We start from the raw sequence: 16717 nt of genomic DNA on the forward strand, positions 1-16717 counted from the left end.
AGACCACGTGTTATTCAAATAACGACATTGGGTCTAGTGCCTTTGGCAGTTTGACCACCACACTATCACGCCCATGCCCTTTGGCTTCGTAGCTGGCGGCATCCGCTCGGGAAAGTGCCACGTTGTAGTTAGTGTCATTCTCATCAAAGCTGGTCACACCAATACTCAACGTCACGGTGTACTCTTTGCCTTCATGGGAAACCGACACTTCGCTCACCGCTTGGCGTAGCGATTCAGCAATGCGTTGCGCCTGGCCTAAGGTACAACTCGGCAGCAACACCCCGAATTCGTCACCACCTTGACGTGCCACGTGGTCGCTGCGACGAACCTCCCACGCGACTACCTGGGCAATACGGCGCAGCATTTCGTCCCCTAACGCATGTCCACCTTCATCGTTAATGGGTTTGAAGTGATCAAGGTCGAACAGCAGCAGCGCTGACGGTGTACTGGTTTTCCGGAAGTCGGCAAAGGCCTCTTCAAGACGACGATCAAAACCACGGCGGTTGAGCAAGCCAGTCAATGGATCATGCTCTGCTTCCCAACGTTGAAGCGCTTCCTGCTCACGCCGTTCGGTAATGTCTTTTACCACACCCACCAAGCCAAGCGAGTTCCCACCCTGGGAAAGCATGACCACACGGGCGTGAATCTCAAGCCAAAGCATCTCTTTGTCACTGCGTATAAAGCGCAGTTGGCGCACGTAGTCATTGCCGGTTTTTAAGCTATGCATCCACATATCTTTCGCACCGGAACGATCATCTATATGGATTTGCTCAAGCCAGGCTTCCATAGGCATATCAGGTTCAATACCCAAGATATCTAATAGCGCGGGGTTCATATAGGTAATGTCGCCGCCAAAGTCAGCCACAAACATTCCTTGGGGCGAGGCATTGAGCACCGAATCCAAAAATGCTTCACGCTCTTGAAGGTGCCCTACTAGCAGCTGACGCTCATTCTCAACACGATTAAAGGTACTGGCTACTTGTTTTAGCTCTTGCATATTGGTCGCAAGATCAACGCCAGAACGGCGTCCAAGCCCTACTTCACCAATTTGTGTTTCCAGCAGATTTAATGGCGTTAAAATACGTGCCAGCAACCACCATAAAATAGGCATCATTAATACCGCAGCAACGCACCAAATCCACCATAGTTTATGGATAAAACCAGATAACGGTAATTGAGCTTGTTTTATAGGAAGATAAAGCCCTACCACCCAGTTCGCCGACCATACCTGCGCATAGGACTGTAGACCAACTCGGCCATCAAGCAACATACCAACGCCATCGCCCTGCCAGCCATCGAGTGCTAAGTCCAACAGCGGGATAGCCGTTGCATCAAAGCTATCGTTATTAATTAGCGCCCTATTCGGGTGATATAATATTTGGCCAGTTGCAGTAGAAATCGCGGCATAACCTTCACTACCCAATCGAATGGTTGCTAGGCGTTTGAATAACCCACTGCTATTTAAGCTGACGACCCCGCCAATCATGCCCGAGAATCGCCCGTCGCTGTCTAACCGGGGCACACTTACTAACACCATTGGCATTTCACTAGCCCGACCAACAAACGGCTCACTGACATAAGGCCTTCGCGTGCCTCTGAGCATTCTAAAATATTCAAACTCTGCTGTATCAAGGCCCACACGCCCCGCCACTGCTGGCCAATCAGACACAATTATGCCGTTGCTATTGCTGACAACGATAGCGTCGAACCATGCCAATAGTGCATCGTTTTTGCGCAGCTCATAGCCAAGCCATTCAGGGTCATTCGACATTCCAAGGATGTCGCTTAGTCGCTCTAGCGCTTGAAAACGGTGGTCGATTTGCTGAGTAACTTCATCCGCAATCAGGTCGGCTTCATAACGCATGTGGGCCATATTAGCTTCTTGCACCATGGTTTTTCCCACCTGCCACGCCATCCCCAACACCAACCCAGCCAGTATCAACAGCGCACACAAAAGCCCCAGCAGCAGCCGGCCTTTTAAAGAACTAAGGATTGATTTACTCGGCACCGATTTCCTAAACATCGATCTTTTGCAGGCAGGAGCCAGACGCACCAATCACCACCTTCTTATTAACGTTTGCTACCTTTGCGTCCAATGAGCCTGCCCCAATCGCGTTATAAACCGACAACTTACCAAAATGGTGGAAGAAGTGCGCGTTGGTGAAATTCAACGTGGTTGTACTTTTAATATGTATCATTATGTAACAAGGAACCCTCTTACCGTAAGACCACTTTAGGCTTAATTGATAAGCTAGACCTTTTCACGTATGTTCGCCGCTTTAATTGTTTGCGTTTATATTTACGCTTGTTTTTGACTCTATTTCGGCTCTTTCATGGCAAAACTAATAGCAGGCTATACATCTCCCGGTATTACCAAGATCAACGCGCTTGCTTCTTTTTTGCCTGAATACTCGCATTTTTCACGCATTAGGCCACTGAGCTCTAAACCGAATGCGGTTATTGGCTGGGGGCTCAAGCCCACAAGTGATGGTGCGCGAAATTATGCCGCTCGTCATCGCCTACCGTATGTCGCTCTTGAGGATGGCTTTCTTCGTTCTTTAGGACTAGGAGTCGAAGGTTATCAGCCTCATAGCATGGTCGTCGATTACACGGGCATCTATTATGACGCCTCTCGACCTAGTGATTTAGAAAACTGGCTTAATCATGCCACGTTTGACGACGAGGAGCTTGCCCAGGCCACGCGCTGTATTGAGCAACTATCGCGTTATCGCTTATCGAAATACAACCACGCGCCTGATTACTCGCTTCCCGTTGCTGGAACTGACAATGTTGGAACTGACACAGTATTTGGGACTGACAATGTATTGGTGGTGGATCAAACGGCAGGCGATGCCTCTATTCACTATGGTGGCGCTAACGCAGACAGTTTTCGGCAGATGTTAGCGTGCGCTTTAAACAACCATCCTGATGCCGATATTTTTATTAAAGTACATCCTGACGTTATCGCAGGTAAAAAGCAGGGGCATCTAGCAGACGCCCACGAGAACCCTCGTTGCCATATCATCAGCGATAACATTAACCCCTGGGCACTGTTTGACCGAGTTAAAACCGTTTATGTCGTCACCAGCCAGTTAGGTTTCGAAGCCCTGATGGCAGGTAAGCAAGTACACTGCTTTGGCCTGCCCTTCTATGCGGGATGGGGATTAACGCACGACCAGCTCAGCTGTACACGTAGAAGGGTCTCTCGGCGCTTAGAAGAGGTATTTGCCGCCGCCTATCTTCGTTACACCCGATATGCCAACCCCTATACGGGCAAGGCCGCGACGCTGGAAGAAACGATTGCTCTGATTGCCGACCAAAAGCGCCAGCAGGAGCGCCTGCGTGGTGAGTGGTTAGCCTGCGGCTTCTCTTCATGGAAAAAGCGCTTCATTGGCCATTTTCTTGGCCCAGCGGCCAAGATTGATTATCAAAAAGAGCTGCCAGCCGCTTTTTCGGCGGATGTTGAAAAAACCAATCTGTTGGTGTGGTCCAGTCGTATTAACGATGACTTTAAAGCCCGTCATCGTGACCATATAGCGGCATTATGGCGAATGGAAGACGGCTTTATACGCTCCGTGGGCCTTGGGGTAGACCTCACTCAGCCACTCTCTTTGGTCATTGATCGACAGGGCATTTACTACGACCCAAGCCAGCCCAGCGAGCTAGAAACGTTGCTCAATAGCGCTGATTTCAGCGATGACTTATTAGAGCGAGCGGAACGATTGCGCGAACGGTTGGTCGCATTGAAGCTTTCCAAATATAATGTACCGGGCAAAGCAGCCATTGAATTGCCCGCCAACAAACACATTATTTTGGTGCCTGGCCAGGTAGAAAGCGATGCGTCAATTGCCACAGGGTCGCCAGAGATAAGTACTAACAGTGCGCTGTTAAAAGCCGTACGGGACACCAACCCCGATGCTTTTATCGTTTACAAAGCCCACCCTGACGTGATTACCGGTGCCCGTGTCGGAGCACTCGATACCAACGCCAAACGCCTGTATGATCTCGACGCTAGTCATATCGATATCACCATATTGTTAGCACGCGTTGATGCAGTGCATACCATGAGCTCGCTCACTGGTTTTGAAGCGCTACTTCGTCGACGCCAGGTATGCACCTATGGCCTTCCGTTTTATGCCGGCTGGGGGCTAACCCAGGATGCCATGCACTGCCCGCGACGCAACCGGGCGCTGTCGCTGGATGCGCTAGTCGCAGGAACACTGCTTCTATACCCAAGCTACGTCGATCCCGGCTCTCGACAGCTGTGTAATGCTGAAACGGTAGTCAGCCTGTTGGAGCAGGCTAAATTAGAACAAGTTAAGTCTCAAAAACATATGCTTACATGGAAGCAGCGGCTATATCGCTGCTATCGTAACTTATTCATTGGAAGTCATTAAGTTGAAGCAAAAGCGTGCATTCTTATTTCTCCAAGGCGTCTGCTCGCCCTTTTACCAGCGTCTCGCCCGTCGGCTAACCGACGATGGCCATCGCGTGGTAAAGGTTAACTTCAACGCTGGCGATATCGTCTACTGGCAGCGCACCCATAGCCAGAACCATTTGTTTCGCGGCCCGCTAAGCGAGCTACCGGCTTATATCCAGTCGTTGTGGCAACGTTACGACATTACCGATCAGGTGCTGTTTGGTGACCGGCGTCCGATTCACCGCCCCGCGGTTGACTTAGCATCCGCGGCTGGCATTCGTACCCACGTCTTTGAAGAAGGCTACTTTCGCCCTTTCTGGGTCACCCTTGAACGCGAGGGTGTTAATGGTCACTCGCTGCTGCCCAGAGACCCCAAGTGGTTTTTTGAAACTGGCAAAGCGCTGCCCAAACTCCCTGCACCGGTTCGCTTTCGTTCGTCTTTTAAAATCCGTGCCGCTCACGACATGTGCTATCACCTGGCGGGGTTAGCGAATCCTCTGGTGGCTCCCCACTATCGTAACCATGCGCCGATCACTGCGCCGGTGGAGTATGCGGGCTACGCCAAACGCTTTACCTTACTTAAGTACTGGAAAAAGCGTGATGCTGCGCGGATTAAAAACCTTATCGAAGGCGGAAAGCCTTATTTTATGCTGCCGCTGCAGCTCAACACCGATGCGCAGATTCGCGACCACTCACCTTATGCCAATATGGAAGAGGTGATGGATCACGTGATGGGATCCTTTGCGCTAAACGCCCCTAGTGATGCGCTGCTGTGTATAAAAAACCACCCGCTGGATATGGGGCTGGTTAATTACCCGAACATCATTAAAAGGCTGGAAGATTTTTACGGCCTACATGGGCGCATCATTTACCTGGAATCAGGCAATCTCAACCCATTGCTTAAACACGCCACGGGCACCGTCACAGTAAACAGCACGGTCGGCATTGTTTCCCTTGAAAAACAGTGTCCTACCTTTGCGCTCAGCGACCCCATCTACAATTTAGCGGGCCTCACCTACGAAGGCTCTCTAGACGAGTTTTGGCACCAACCGCCGCTGCCCAGCCAAGCGCTCTTTGGCTATTTTCGCAACACGGTGATGTACACGACGCAAATTAATGGTGGTTTTTACTGCCAACCCAGTATCGATTTAGCGGTGAACAATGCAGCGCGTATACTAGAAGCCTGCCCTTCACCACTGGAGACGTTGCTGTGAGCGTTGGTGTGAACGTTGATGTAACGACCTCTTACCCTTCTAATGCACCCCGCTGCGTGCTGATTACCGGTGCCACCGGTGCAATAGGCGGGGCGCTAGCCCGTGCTTATGCAGCCCCTGCTACGCACTTGGTGCTACACGGCCGCAACCAGCAGACGCTTGAAGGGTTGGCGATGGCGTGTCGAGAAAAAGGCGCACAGGTGTCGCTATCATCAGCCAGCTTAACCGACCAAAGCGAACTCAACGACTGGCTTGATGCGCTATGTGCCGAGCACGTTCCAGATATTGTGATTGCCAATGCGGGCATCAATACTCATCCAAGCGCAAGCACGCTAGAACCGTGGGACGAGGTTCAAGCGCTACTCGATGTCAACTTGAAAGCTCCCATTGCAATGGCCCAGCGACTGGTTCCCGCCATGCAAGCACGCGGCAGCGGTCAATTGGTGTTTATTAGCTCGTTGGCAGGCTGGCACGGCCTACCGACAACGCCAAGCTACAGCGCCAGCAAAGCGGGCATCAAAGCCTACGGAGAAGGCCTAAGAGGCTTACTCGAACCCCATGGCATTGGTGTGACCGTGGTAATGCCTGGCTACGTCACTTCCGCCATGTGCAATGCCATGCCTGGCCCCAAGCCTTGGGAATGGCCGCCGGAGCGGGCTGCCAACGCCATACAACGTGGCATCACCGCTAACCGCGCTCGTATCAGTTTTCCCTTCCCGCTGAATTTCGGTACTTGGTGGCTGGCCGTGCTACCGGCAGGCATTTCTCAATGGCTCATCAAACGCCTTGGCTTTAATCATACCGGGGGCGCGTAGCGTGGCGTTCTTTCTATCATCCACATTTATTAGCCCACTTTTAGTAGGCTTGTTAGGTAGTGTGCTGTTCGAGGCGCTGCTGAGCCCTCGCCCACAACCGTTTTGGAAACGCGGCATAGCCGCAAACACGCTGCACCTTGGTAGCTGGTTACTGCTGTTTGGCGCCTTTATGTTGCTTCTGCAACGCCCTTGGTTTGCTGTTGTTTTCATCTTATCGCTGCAACTCGTGGTCGTGCAGTCCAGCAACACTAAATCACGCACGCTGAACGAACCCTTTATCTGTCACGATTTTGAATACTTCTGGGATGCTATTCTGCACCCACGTCTGTATGTGCCTTTTTTCGGCATTGGTCTCGCCATTGCGGCTAGCAGCGCCGGTACGGTTGCCATTGGTAGCTTTTTGGTTTTTGAACCATCGCTGGTTCGCCAATGGGGTGGCACAGCGTTTCTAGTGAATAGCCTAGTGCTGATAGCAATCGGCACGCTGCTCGTTTGGCTGGGATGGCGAAAACTGCCGCCTATCACGCTTACCCCTACCATTGACCTAAATCGACTGGGGCTATTTTCCAGCCTGTGGGCATACGGCATTGCCCTGATGCACTCACAACCGCCTACACCCGACGCATCGCCCTTTCAGCCACTTTCTCAACATAACCTTGAGCTAGACGCCGATGCGGTAAAGCCAAACGTTGTGCTGGTACAAAGTGAATCGTTTTTTGATCCTCGCCCCTGGTGTAGCGAGATTGCCGCTGACTTACTGCCGAATTATGATGCTACCTGCCAGGAAGCTATCGTGCAGGGAGCACTGAATGTACCCGCATGGGGCGCAAACACTGTGCGCACCGAATGCGCCGTTTTAACTGGCATAGCGCCTGATGCCTGGGGAGCGCGCCAGTTTAATCCATACCGTACGCTGTCGCGCCACACACTTCCCAGCATTGCCAGTGCATTTAAAGCCCAAGGATATCGAACTGTTTGTGTTCATCCTTATCCCGCTACTTTCTACATGCGAGACAGCGTTATTCCCAAACTGGGGTTTGAGACGTTTATCGACATTAGTGCATTCGAAAGCCAGGATAAGCATGGTCAGTACACTGGTGACCAAGCCGTTGCACGTAGAGTTGGACGCCTGCTTGAAGATAACGATAATAGGCCTCTCTTTGTGTTTGTAATTACCATGGAGAATCACGGCCCTTTACACTTAGAAGCACCGGAAAAGGCCTCAGTAGCGTCCACATTGCCAGCAGCGCCGTGGCCGCTACCGCCTCATTTACGCGATTTGGCTGTTTACCTGCACCATTTGGGTGAATCAGATAAAATGCTCGGAAGCGTTAAAGCAGCGCTAAACTCTGCTATAAGACCAGGGCTGCTGGGCTGGTACGGTGACCACGTACCCATACTGCCTGCCGCATATAGGCACTATTCGCCTCCTGCTAGCAGCACCCCGTACATGATATGGTCAACGGAAGTAGATCGTAATTTGCATGATAAGACGCCCATTGAGCGCACCTCATGCACGCTGGAAGCAAACGAACTTGGCGTCTACCTATTTAAACGAGCGTTTGGACGCGATATAAGTAGCGATGTGATCAAGGCAGAACCAGAACCTCAGGAGCAAGAATGACTAAACGCGTTGCCATTATCGGCGCCGCCCATCGTTTCCCCGGCACCACACCTGAAACGTTCTGGCAGGACTTGCAAGCCGAAAAAGACCTCGTCACCCAAGTGGCCCCCGACCGTTGGAGCCTCGATGCTTTCCTGCATCCGGACAAGCGCCATCCCGGCACCAGCGTAACGTTTGCCGCGGGTAGCCTAGGCGATATAAGCGGATTCGACGCAGAGTTTTTTGGCATTTCGCCCCGTGAGGCGGCGAACATGGACCCGCAACAGCGCATGCTGTTAGAACTTACCTGGGAAGCCATGGAAAGCGCGGGCATAGTGCCCAGCACCCTGCGCGGTAGCCAGTGTGGCGTTTTCCTTGGCATCGCCAGCCTTGATTATTCCTATCGCCTTGCCGATGACATGTCGGCGATTGATGCCTCGACCGCGACAGGTAATACATCAAGTATCGCCTCTAACCGGCTTTCTTACGTCTTTGATCTACATGGCCCCAGCATGTCGCTGGATACCGCCTGTTCATCTTCCATGGTGGCATTCCACCAGGCATGCCAATCGATTCGCAGCGGCGAAACCAATATGGCGCTAGCAGGCGGCATCAGCCTGCACCTGCACCCCTATGGTTTTATTATTTTCTCGAAGGCCAGCATGCTCTCGCCCACTGGCCGCTGCCAAGTCTTCGATGAAGCCGGTAATGGTTACGTGCGCTCCGAGGGTGCCGGGCTGTTTTTACTAAAAGATTATGATCAAGCCGTGGCCGATGGCGATAATATCCTGGCCGTGGTAGCAGGCTCAGCGGTTAACACTGACGGCCACAAATCTGGCCTGACGGTACCCAACCCTAGCGCCCAAATTGAGTTAATGCGCCGTGCCTACGAACAGGCAGGCATTTCGCCGGACGAGATCGACTACCTTGAAGCTCACGGCACCGGCACCGCTGTTGGCGACCCCATTGAAACCCGAGCTATCGGCGAAGCACTTGGTAAGCATCGTAAAACACCGCTGCTGATTGGCTCAGTGAAAAGTAATCTCGGCCATTTAGAAACAGCGTCAGGCGTTGCCGGGCTCGCTAAGGCGCTGTACAGCCTGCAGCACCGTGAAGTGCCCGCTACGATTGGCATACGCAATCTTAATCCACGCATCAAATTTGATGAGTGGAACATTAGCGTTGTCACCAAAGCCCAAGCGCTCAAAAAGCAGGGCCGCTTGGTCATTGGCGTTAATTCCTTTGGTTTTGGTGGTGCCAATGCTCACGTCATACTGGAAAGTGCTCCCGAAAAAGCACCAGCGCCTCGTCAAGTGCCCGATGCTGCGCTACCAATTCGCATTAGCGCACGAAGCCAGGAAGCACTGGCGGCTAATGCTCGTGGACTAGCTAATTTCCTACGCGAAAGCGACCATGCTTTCTATGATACCGCTCACACGCTGAACAGCCACCGCGAACAACACACGTTTGGCGCGCTGTGTTTCGCCCAAACAGCGGAAGCCGCCGCCAGCGCGCTCAGCCAGTTTGCTGAAGGTGAAACCAACAGCGTTGTGACACTGGAGCGCTTAGCTAACGCCCGGGGCCCGGTGTTTGTTTACGACGGTAACGGCTGCCAATGGGAAACCATGGGCCACGACCTATTAGACAGCGAACCCGTGTTTAGCGACGCCATTGATCGTGTGGATGCGCTGTTCCAGCAGCACGGTGATTTTTCGTTACGTGACGAGCTTGCGGGGCGTAACCAGGCAGAGTCCAGCGAAGAAGGCCGCTTTGAACGCACCGAAATCGCTCAACCCGCCCTGTTTGCACTGCAGGTCGCGTTAACCGAATGGCTTAAATCCAAGGGCATCGTGCCCACCGCCGTATTCGGCCACAGCGTCGGCGAAGTTGCTGCCGCGTGGGCATCCGGTGCATTAACGCTAGAAGACGCCGTTAAAGTTATTTATTACCGCAGCTTCTACCAGGGCAAAACCCGTGGTCTTGGGGAAATGACGGCTGTCGCCATCAGCGCGGAAGAGATCGCCCCCTGGCTTGAAAAACCCGAATTTAGCAATATTAGCCTGGCAGGCATTAACAGCCCCAAAGGCATTACGTTAGCGGGTGATCGTGACCAACTAAGCACCATCGAGGCAGCCCTTAGCGAACAGAGCACCTTTGCAAAGCGCCTGCCACTGGATTACGCCTTCCACAGCCCCGCCATGGACAGTATCAAAGCAGGCGTCGTGGAAGCCCTGGCTGACATTAGTCCACGCACCACCCAGATTCCTTATGTGTCCACCGTGACCAGCACCATCAGTGAAGGCACACAGCTGGATGCCCATTACTGGTGGCTCAATATTCGCGAGCCCGTCCTGTTTGATAACGCCACTACGGTGCTTATTGAGCAGGGTTACAATGTATTTGTAGAAGTCGGTGCCCATCCCATCCTGCGCCGCTATCTGAACGAGTCTCTGCGTCAGCAAGAGCGCAGCGGATTAGTGCTAGGTACTATTGAGCGCCACATGCCTGGCGTAGACGGTTTAACTCGCTGCCTCGGCCAATTGCTGCTAAGCGGATTAAGCCTCGATAGTCACCACTTCTTCCCCGTAGAAGGCCAGCGCGTCCTGCTGCCACGCTACGCCTGGCAACGCACTCAACTTTGGGTGCAAGGCACCAACGATGGCCAAGGGTTGCTCGCGCGTTACTATCAGCACCCGCTACTTGGCTACCCATTGGCGCAGCAGGATCACACCTGGGAAAGCCAGTTGGATACCAAGCGCCAGCCATGGCTTGCCGATCACGTCGTCGGCGAAGGCGCCGTTTTCCCAGGCGCTGGGTTTGTGGAACTTACGCTAGCGGCGGCCCTGCAGCAGAAAGACACTCCGCTTTTAGACATTGAAGAGCTGGAGATTCGCGCTCCGCTACTGCTGGATGGCCACAACGGGCGCTCCATGCGCTTAACGCTGGACCCAGACGATGGCCGCTTAGCCATCCACTCCCGCGAGCCAGCCACTGGTAGCGAATGGCAGTTAAATGCCGTTGCCCGCCGCATGCGCGAAAGCCGAGGCTTCTTACTCAACCGAAAAGCGCCAAGCCTGCCAAACCGCGCGCCAGACTATACCCTGGCCGAGCACTTGCAGATGGCCGAACGTATCGGACTACATTACGGACCTGCGTTCCAAGCCATTAGCCGTGGCTGGATTGAAGGCGACAGCGTCATTGGTGAAATTACCCTATCCGATAGTGTCCAGTCGCAGCTCGATACGCTGTACGTTCATCCGGGCATTCTGGATAGTGCTTTTCAGATGTTCATTCCGCTGCTGGCTCAACACAGCGAGTTTGCAGCCCAGCTAGCCTTCGTGCCGGTTCGTGTTGGGCGCATCCAGGTGAATGCTGAAGCCGGCGCGCCTGTGCTGGCACGAGCAGTAATGGGTAAGCGCGCACCTCACTCCTTCACCGCCGATTTCGAACTGTATGACGCTGCCGGCAACGCCGTGGCCGTGCTTAGTGAAACCCGCTTCAAGGCGATTCGCTTAAACCGCGCTCATCACCAGCATTTTAGCTACCTGGATGTTGAGTTAACGCCTGCTCCGCTTAACGCGGCGACGCTTTCGCTGCCAGGCAGTGCAATCGCCCGGCTGGCTGGGCTAAGCGATGCGTTTACTGCCAGTACCGGTCAACGCTATGCCCAAGAAGTATCACCGCTGCTCGATAGCCTTAGTGAGGCCTTTGCTGGTGTTAATATTAACGCTGGCGAGGATCAGCTCGCACCGGAAACCATTTGGCAGTTACTGGTACAGGATTACCCCGATTATTTTGCCCCTATTCATATGGTGGGTCGCTTAGGGCTACACCGTGAGCGATTGACCAGCGGCAACGACACTCTTGAAAGCCTAGGCATTACCACTGAGCACCTAGCAGGCATTAATCGCGTCCTTATCGGCGAAAACGGCTGGCAAGTGTTAGCCGCCGAGCTTGGCGCATTAATGGAAGCCACGCTAGACACGCTGCCCACCGGTCAGCGGCTGCAGTTGCTAGAAGCAGGCCCCTGTACCCCCGCCCTGGGGCAGCGACTGCTTGAACAATTAGCGAATACGGCGATCGCTAAAGATGCGCACCACTACCGTGCTATCACTACCAGCGACACTGCTCGCCATCAGGCGGAACAGCTTCAAGAGCGTTTCCCGCTGATGGATATCCAGCCACTGGAAGATTCACTGCCAACGCTTAGTAATGCAGAGAAAGCCCCACTGGCGTTTATCAGCGTGGACGTGACCCAGCCTGAACGCACTCGCCAGTTGATTGAAGCGCTGCCAGGCCAGCTTGCACCAGGCGCTCAGGTAATGGTGATTGGTGTTCACCCGAGCCGTTGGCTTGATGACTTACTGGCGACACCCGGCATCGACCAAACCGCCCTGGAACAAGACAACCTAGTCGAGTGGTTAGCGCAACAAGGTCTCAGCGTTTCGCCGCCGGTTGAGCTGGAAGAAAATGGTGCTTACCTACTGCATGGCCAATACGCAGCCAGCAATGACTCACTGACTCAAACGGCAGCAGAGGCATACCATTTGATTGTCTCAGACGCTGAGAACGAAGCACTTGCTGCCCAGCTTGCAGAGCGGTTAGGCACCGCCAACATATGGCTAACCGTCAGCGATGCAACTCCGCAAGCCCTGTTAAATACAGCGCTAGGCGAACGCCAAGACGCACCTGCCGCACTCAATGTGATTGATCTGCGTGGGCTAAAGGGCTGTACAACCGCCGCTCAAACCCAACGCTGCTACATGGCACAACAGTGGTCACTGGCATTAGAAGCAAGTGGGCTTGAAAGCCAAGGCAGCCGTGTCACGCTTTGGCTGCCGACCCAGGCTGCCAGTACAGGCGATGACGCCGCACTATGGGGCTTTGGCCGTTCGCTCGCCAATGAAGCGGTTGGCCATAGCGTCACGCTGATCGATCTACCAAACGCTCCCAGCGATGCGGCGTTAAACGCCTTTGCAGCGTCACTTGCTACGCCAGATAGCGAAAACGAGCTGGTAATAACGGTTGAAGGCGAGCGATTTGCTACCCGTCTTCGTACCCTGCCCGCGCCTCACCCGGTCAAGCAGGCAAGCGCTGCGCCTCATCAGGCAATGACGCTGGGCTTCGCCCTACCAGGGCAATTGCGTCAGCTGCAGTGGCGGCCACGCCCACTGCCTGAACTTGGCGCGGATGAGGTAGAAATTCGTGTCAAAGCGACCGGGCTCAACTTCCGCGATGTGATGTACACCCTTGGCTTACTGTCTGATGAAGCAATTGAAAATGGCTTCGCTGGCCCAACCCTAGGGCTTGAGTTCTCGGGAGAGGTTCTCGCGGTGGGTGCCAATGTTCAGCACGTTGCGCCCGGCCAAGCGGTCGTGGGCTTTGGACCCGCCAGCTTCAGCGACCGCCTGATTGCTAGCCAGAATGCCGTCGCGCCCCTACCGGAAGGCGTCAGCTTTGCTGCTGCCGCAACAATACCGACCACATTCTTCACCGTGTACTACGCGCTAAAACATCTGGCGCGCCTGGAGCCCGGTGAGAAAGTACTGATTCACGGTGCCGCTGGCGGTGTGGGTATTGCCGCGCTGCAAATTGCCCAGTGGCTGGGCGCCGATATCTACGCCACCGTTGGGTCTGAAGAGAAGCGCGACTTCCTGCGCCTTATGGGTGAAGAGCGTATCTACGACTCCCGCTCGCTGACGTTTGCCGAAGAGATCCTAGAGGATACGCAAAGCGAAGGTGTTGATGTCGTACTGAACTCCTTGGCAGGCGAAGCGATTAACCAAAACCTCCGTGCATTACGCCCGTTTGGTCGCTTCCTGGAATTAGGTAAACGGGACTTCTATGAAAACACTCATATTGGCCTGCGCCCGTTCCGCAACAACTTAAGCTACTTCGGCATCGACTCCGACCAGTTGATGAAAGTGCAGCCTGCCCTCACCCAGCGCCTGTTCGGTGAAATGATGGCGCTATTTAACGATGGCACACTCAGCCCGCTGCCGTTCACGGCGTTCAGTCACAACCAAGTGATTGATGCCTTCCGTTATATGCAGCAAGCACGCCAGATCGGCAAAGTGGTGGTCACCTACGAACAGCCTATTGCTCCACCGCGTAACGAGCTATTAGGCACCGGCGCTATGACACTCGCAGCCGACGCCAGCTATCTAGTGACCGGTGGTTTGGGTGGCTTTGGCCTAAAAACGGCTCAATGGTTAGTCAGCAAAGGGGCACGTCAGCTTATCCTGCTAAGCCGCAGCGGCCCCGCTAGCGAAGAAGCCCAAGCCGCTATCGCGACCTTTGAAGCCCAAGGCGTGAAGGTACTGGCTGCAGCCTGTGATATCACCGATTACGACGCGCTAGCAAGCGTTATGGCGCGCGTGCAACGCGAACTTAGCCCACTGCGTGGCATCGTGCATGCCGCAACAGTGATCGACGACGGCTTGATTCGTAACTTAGATGCCGAGCGTATTCAAAAGGTGCTGGCTCCTAAAATTGACGGTGCCCGCCATCTGGATGCTCTCACCCAGGACATCCCACTCGACTTCTTTGTGCTCTACTCCTCGGCGACCACGCTATTTGGCAACCCAGGACAGGCCAATTACGTTGCCGCCAACCACTGGCTAGAAGCCTTTGCTGCCCGCCGTCGCGCCGCTGGTCTTCCTGCTACCTGCGTCCGCTGGGGGGCCATTGAAGATGTCGGTTTCTTGGCGCGCAATACGCGTACACGGGATGCATTGCAAGAGCGCTTAGGCGGTTCTGCGCTGCGCTCTGATGATGCCCTCAGCGTGCTCGAACAAATGCTGCTGACGCCTGGGCCAAGCCTTGGTGTTCTTGAGCTTGAATGGGGAGCACTGGCGCGTTTCTTGCCCACCGCCCAGGCACCGCGGTTTAACGAAATTGCCCGCACCAGCGATGATGATGGCAGCGTTGACCACGATGACGATATCAGCGCGCTACTGGCCGACCTCTCGCCGGAAGAGCTGCATAGCACCATTACCGACCTACTGCGCGCAGAACTGGCCAGTATCCTGCTGATTGATGAAGAGAAAATCGACATCAATCGTTCGGTATACGATATGGGGTTTGACTCGCTCATGGGCGTTGAATTGATGACTGCCATCGAGAACCGCCTGAACGTGCAAGTACCGGTGATGGTGTTGAGTGAAGCGTCAACGCTGAACAAACTGGCAGGTGTGCTGATTCAAAAATTACATCAGCATGACAATGATGTTGAAGAAGCGCCACAAGATGCGTTAGCCTCTCTGGCCGCTCGCCACGGGGCGGACGGACTCAACAATGAGTCGGCTTCAACATCTACCACCGAGACACCATGACCGTAAAGCGCTCTGAACTGAAACGACAGCTGCTGGAACAGGCACGCAAGCGCCCAACGCCCCGTGCCACCAGCACCCAGGCCCCTGCTATCTCAGGCGTCGAGGCAACTCGGACGGTTCCCGAGCGCTTTACACGATTTGATGCCCACCCGGGCTATCAACAGCTCGTCATGATGCGCCAAGGCGCAAAACAGCTAGGGCTGATAGACCCATTTTTTAAAGTCCATGACGGCCTCGCTGGTGCTACTAGCGTGATTGATGGGCATGCGTGCATCAATTTCGCCAGCTACAACTACCTGGGTTACTCCGGTGACCCACGGGTTGTTCAAGCGGCATCCGACGCCGCGGCTCACTACGGCACCTCCGTTTCTGCCAGTCGCGTCGTCTCGGGTGAACGACCTATTCACGGTGAACTAGAGCAAGCGATCGCCAACATCTATGGTGTTGAAGACGCGGTTGTTTTTGTCAGCGGTCACGCAACAAATGTGTCTACCCTTGGCTACCTATTGGGCCCGAAAGACCTCGTGCTTCACGACGAGTACATCCACAACAGCTCGTTAGTCGGCGCACAGCTTTCCGGCGCCAAGCGTATATCTTTCAGCCATAACGATCCCGCCGCACTTGATGCTCTGTTAAGTCGTCATCGCCATCAATTTGAACGCGTTCTTGTCGTCATTGAAGGGCTTTACAGCATGGATGGCGACATCCCCGACCTGCCCCGCTTTATTGAACTAAAGCAACGCCATCAGGCGTGGCTGATGGTCGATGAAGCGCATTCGTTTGGCGTCATGGGCGACACTGGCCTAGGCTTACGAGAGCACTTTGCGATTGATCCAACCGATGTTGATATCTGGATGGGGACGATGAGCAAAACGCTGTCAGGCTGCGGGGGCTATATCGCAGGCAATAAAGCACTGGTCGAAACACTGCGCTACTTTGCACCCGGCTTTCTTTACAGCGTCGGCATGCCCGCTCAAGTGGCCGCGCCTTCGCTTAAAGTACTGGAATTGATGCCCCAGGAAACCGAGCGCGTTACCCAGCTACAGGCAATTTCACGCTACTTCCTCGAGCAGGCTCAAGCTAGAGGAATGGACACCGGCCACAGTATTGGCTCTGCTGTCGTGCCCGTTATTGTGGGAAGCTCGCCGCTCGCGGCACACCTCTCCCACGCACTGTTTGCACAGCACATTAACGTGCAGCCTATTCTGTATCCTGCGGTTCCCGAGAAAAGCGCTCGGCTGCGCTTTTTTCTTTCCTGTGAACACACGAAAGACCATGTTGACCAAACGCTGGATGCACTCGCGCTACTGCTCGCAAACGCCAAAGGGTGA

At 54.2% G+C, this 16717-nt stretch carries 7 protein-coding genes; 6 read left to right on the forward strand and 1 reads right to left on the reverse strand.

The window, feature by feature from the left end; translation table 11 throughout:
* Positions 1–10: 10 nt before the first annotated feature.
* Positions 11–2008: a diguanylate cyclase gene (locus tag NDQ72_13225; GenBank protein WKD27022.1), complete on the reverse strand. Its 1998-nt coding sequence runs from the start codon at positions 2006–2008 to the stop codon at positions 11–13.
* 325 nt (positions 2009–2333) lie between these two features.
* Here NDQ72_13225 and NDQ72_13230 point away from each other — a divergent pair, with 325 nt between their 5' ends.
* Genes NDQ72_13230 through NDQ72_13255 form a run of 6 tightly spaced genes read left to right on the forward strand, consistent with a single transcriptional unit; the run spans position 2334 to position 16717 of the window.
* Complete coding sequence (locus NDQ72_13230) at positions 2334–4397, forward strand: capsular polysaccharide biosynthesis protein (GenBank protein WKD27023.1); 2064 nt, start codon at positions 2334–2336, stop codon at positions 4395–4397.
* A 1-nt stretch (position 4398) separates the two neighbouring features.
* Complete coding sequence (locus tag NDQ72_13235) at positions 4399–5634, forward strand: capsular biosynthesis protein (GenBank protein ID WKD27024.1); 1236 nt, start codon at positions 4399–4401, stop codon at positions 5632–5634.
* Positions 5631–6449, forward strand: coding sequence for an SDR family NAD(P)-dependent oxidoreductase (locus NDQ72_13240; protein ID WKD27025.1), 819 nt, complete (start codon positions 5631–5633; stop codon positions 6447–6449). The genes NDQ72_13235 and NDQ72_13240 overlap by 4 nt, the downstream gene beginning before the upstream one ends.
* Before the next feature lies 1 nt (position 6450).
* Positions 6451–8073 carry an LTA synthase family protein gene (locus NDQ72_13245; GenBank protein WKD27026.1) on the forward strand — a complete coding sequence of 541 codons (1623 nt, stop codon included), beginning with the start codon at positions 6451–6453 and terminating at the stop codon, positions 8071–8073.
* Positions 8070–15386: a type I polyketide synthase gene (locus NDQ72_13250; protein ID WKD27027.1), complete on the forward strand. Its 7317-nt coding sequence runs from the start codon at positions 8070–8072 to the stop codon at positions 15384–15386. The genes NDQ72_13245 and NDQ72_13250 overlap by 4 nt, the downstream gene beginning before the upstream one ends.
* Positions 15383–16717 carry an aminotransferase class I/II-fold pyridoxal phosphate-dependent enzyme gene (locus tag NDQ72_13255; GenBank protein ID WKD27028.1) on the forward strand — a complete coding sequence of 445 codons (1335 nt, stop codon included), beginning with the start codon at positions 15383–15385 and terminating at the stop codon, positions 16715–16717. The genes NDQ72_13250 and NDQ72_13255 overlap by 4 nt, the downstream gene beginning before the upstream one ends.

The organism is Halomonas sp. KG2 (assembly GCA_030440445.1).
Classification (GTDB): Bacteria; Pseudomonadota; Gammaproteobacteria; order Pseudomonadales; family Halomonadaceae; genus Vreelandella.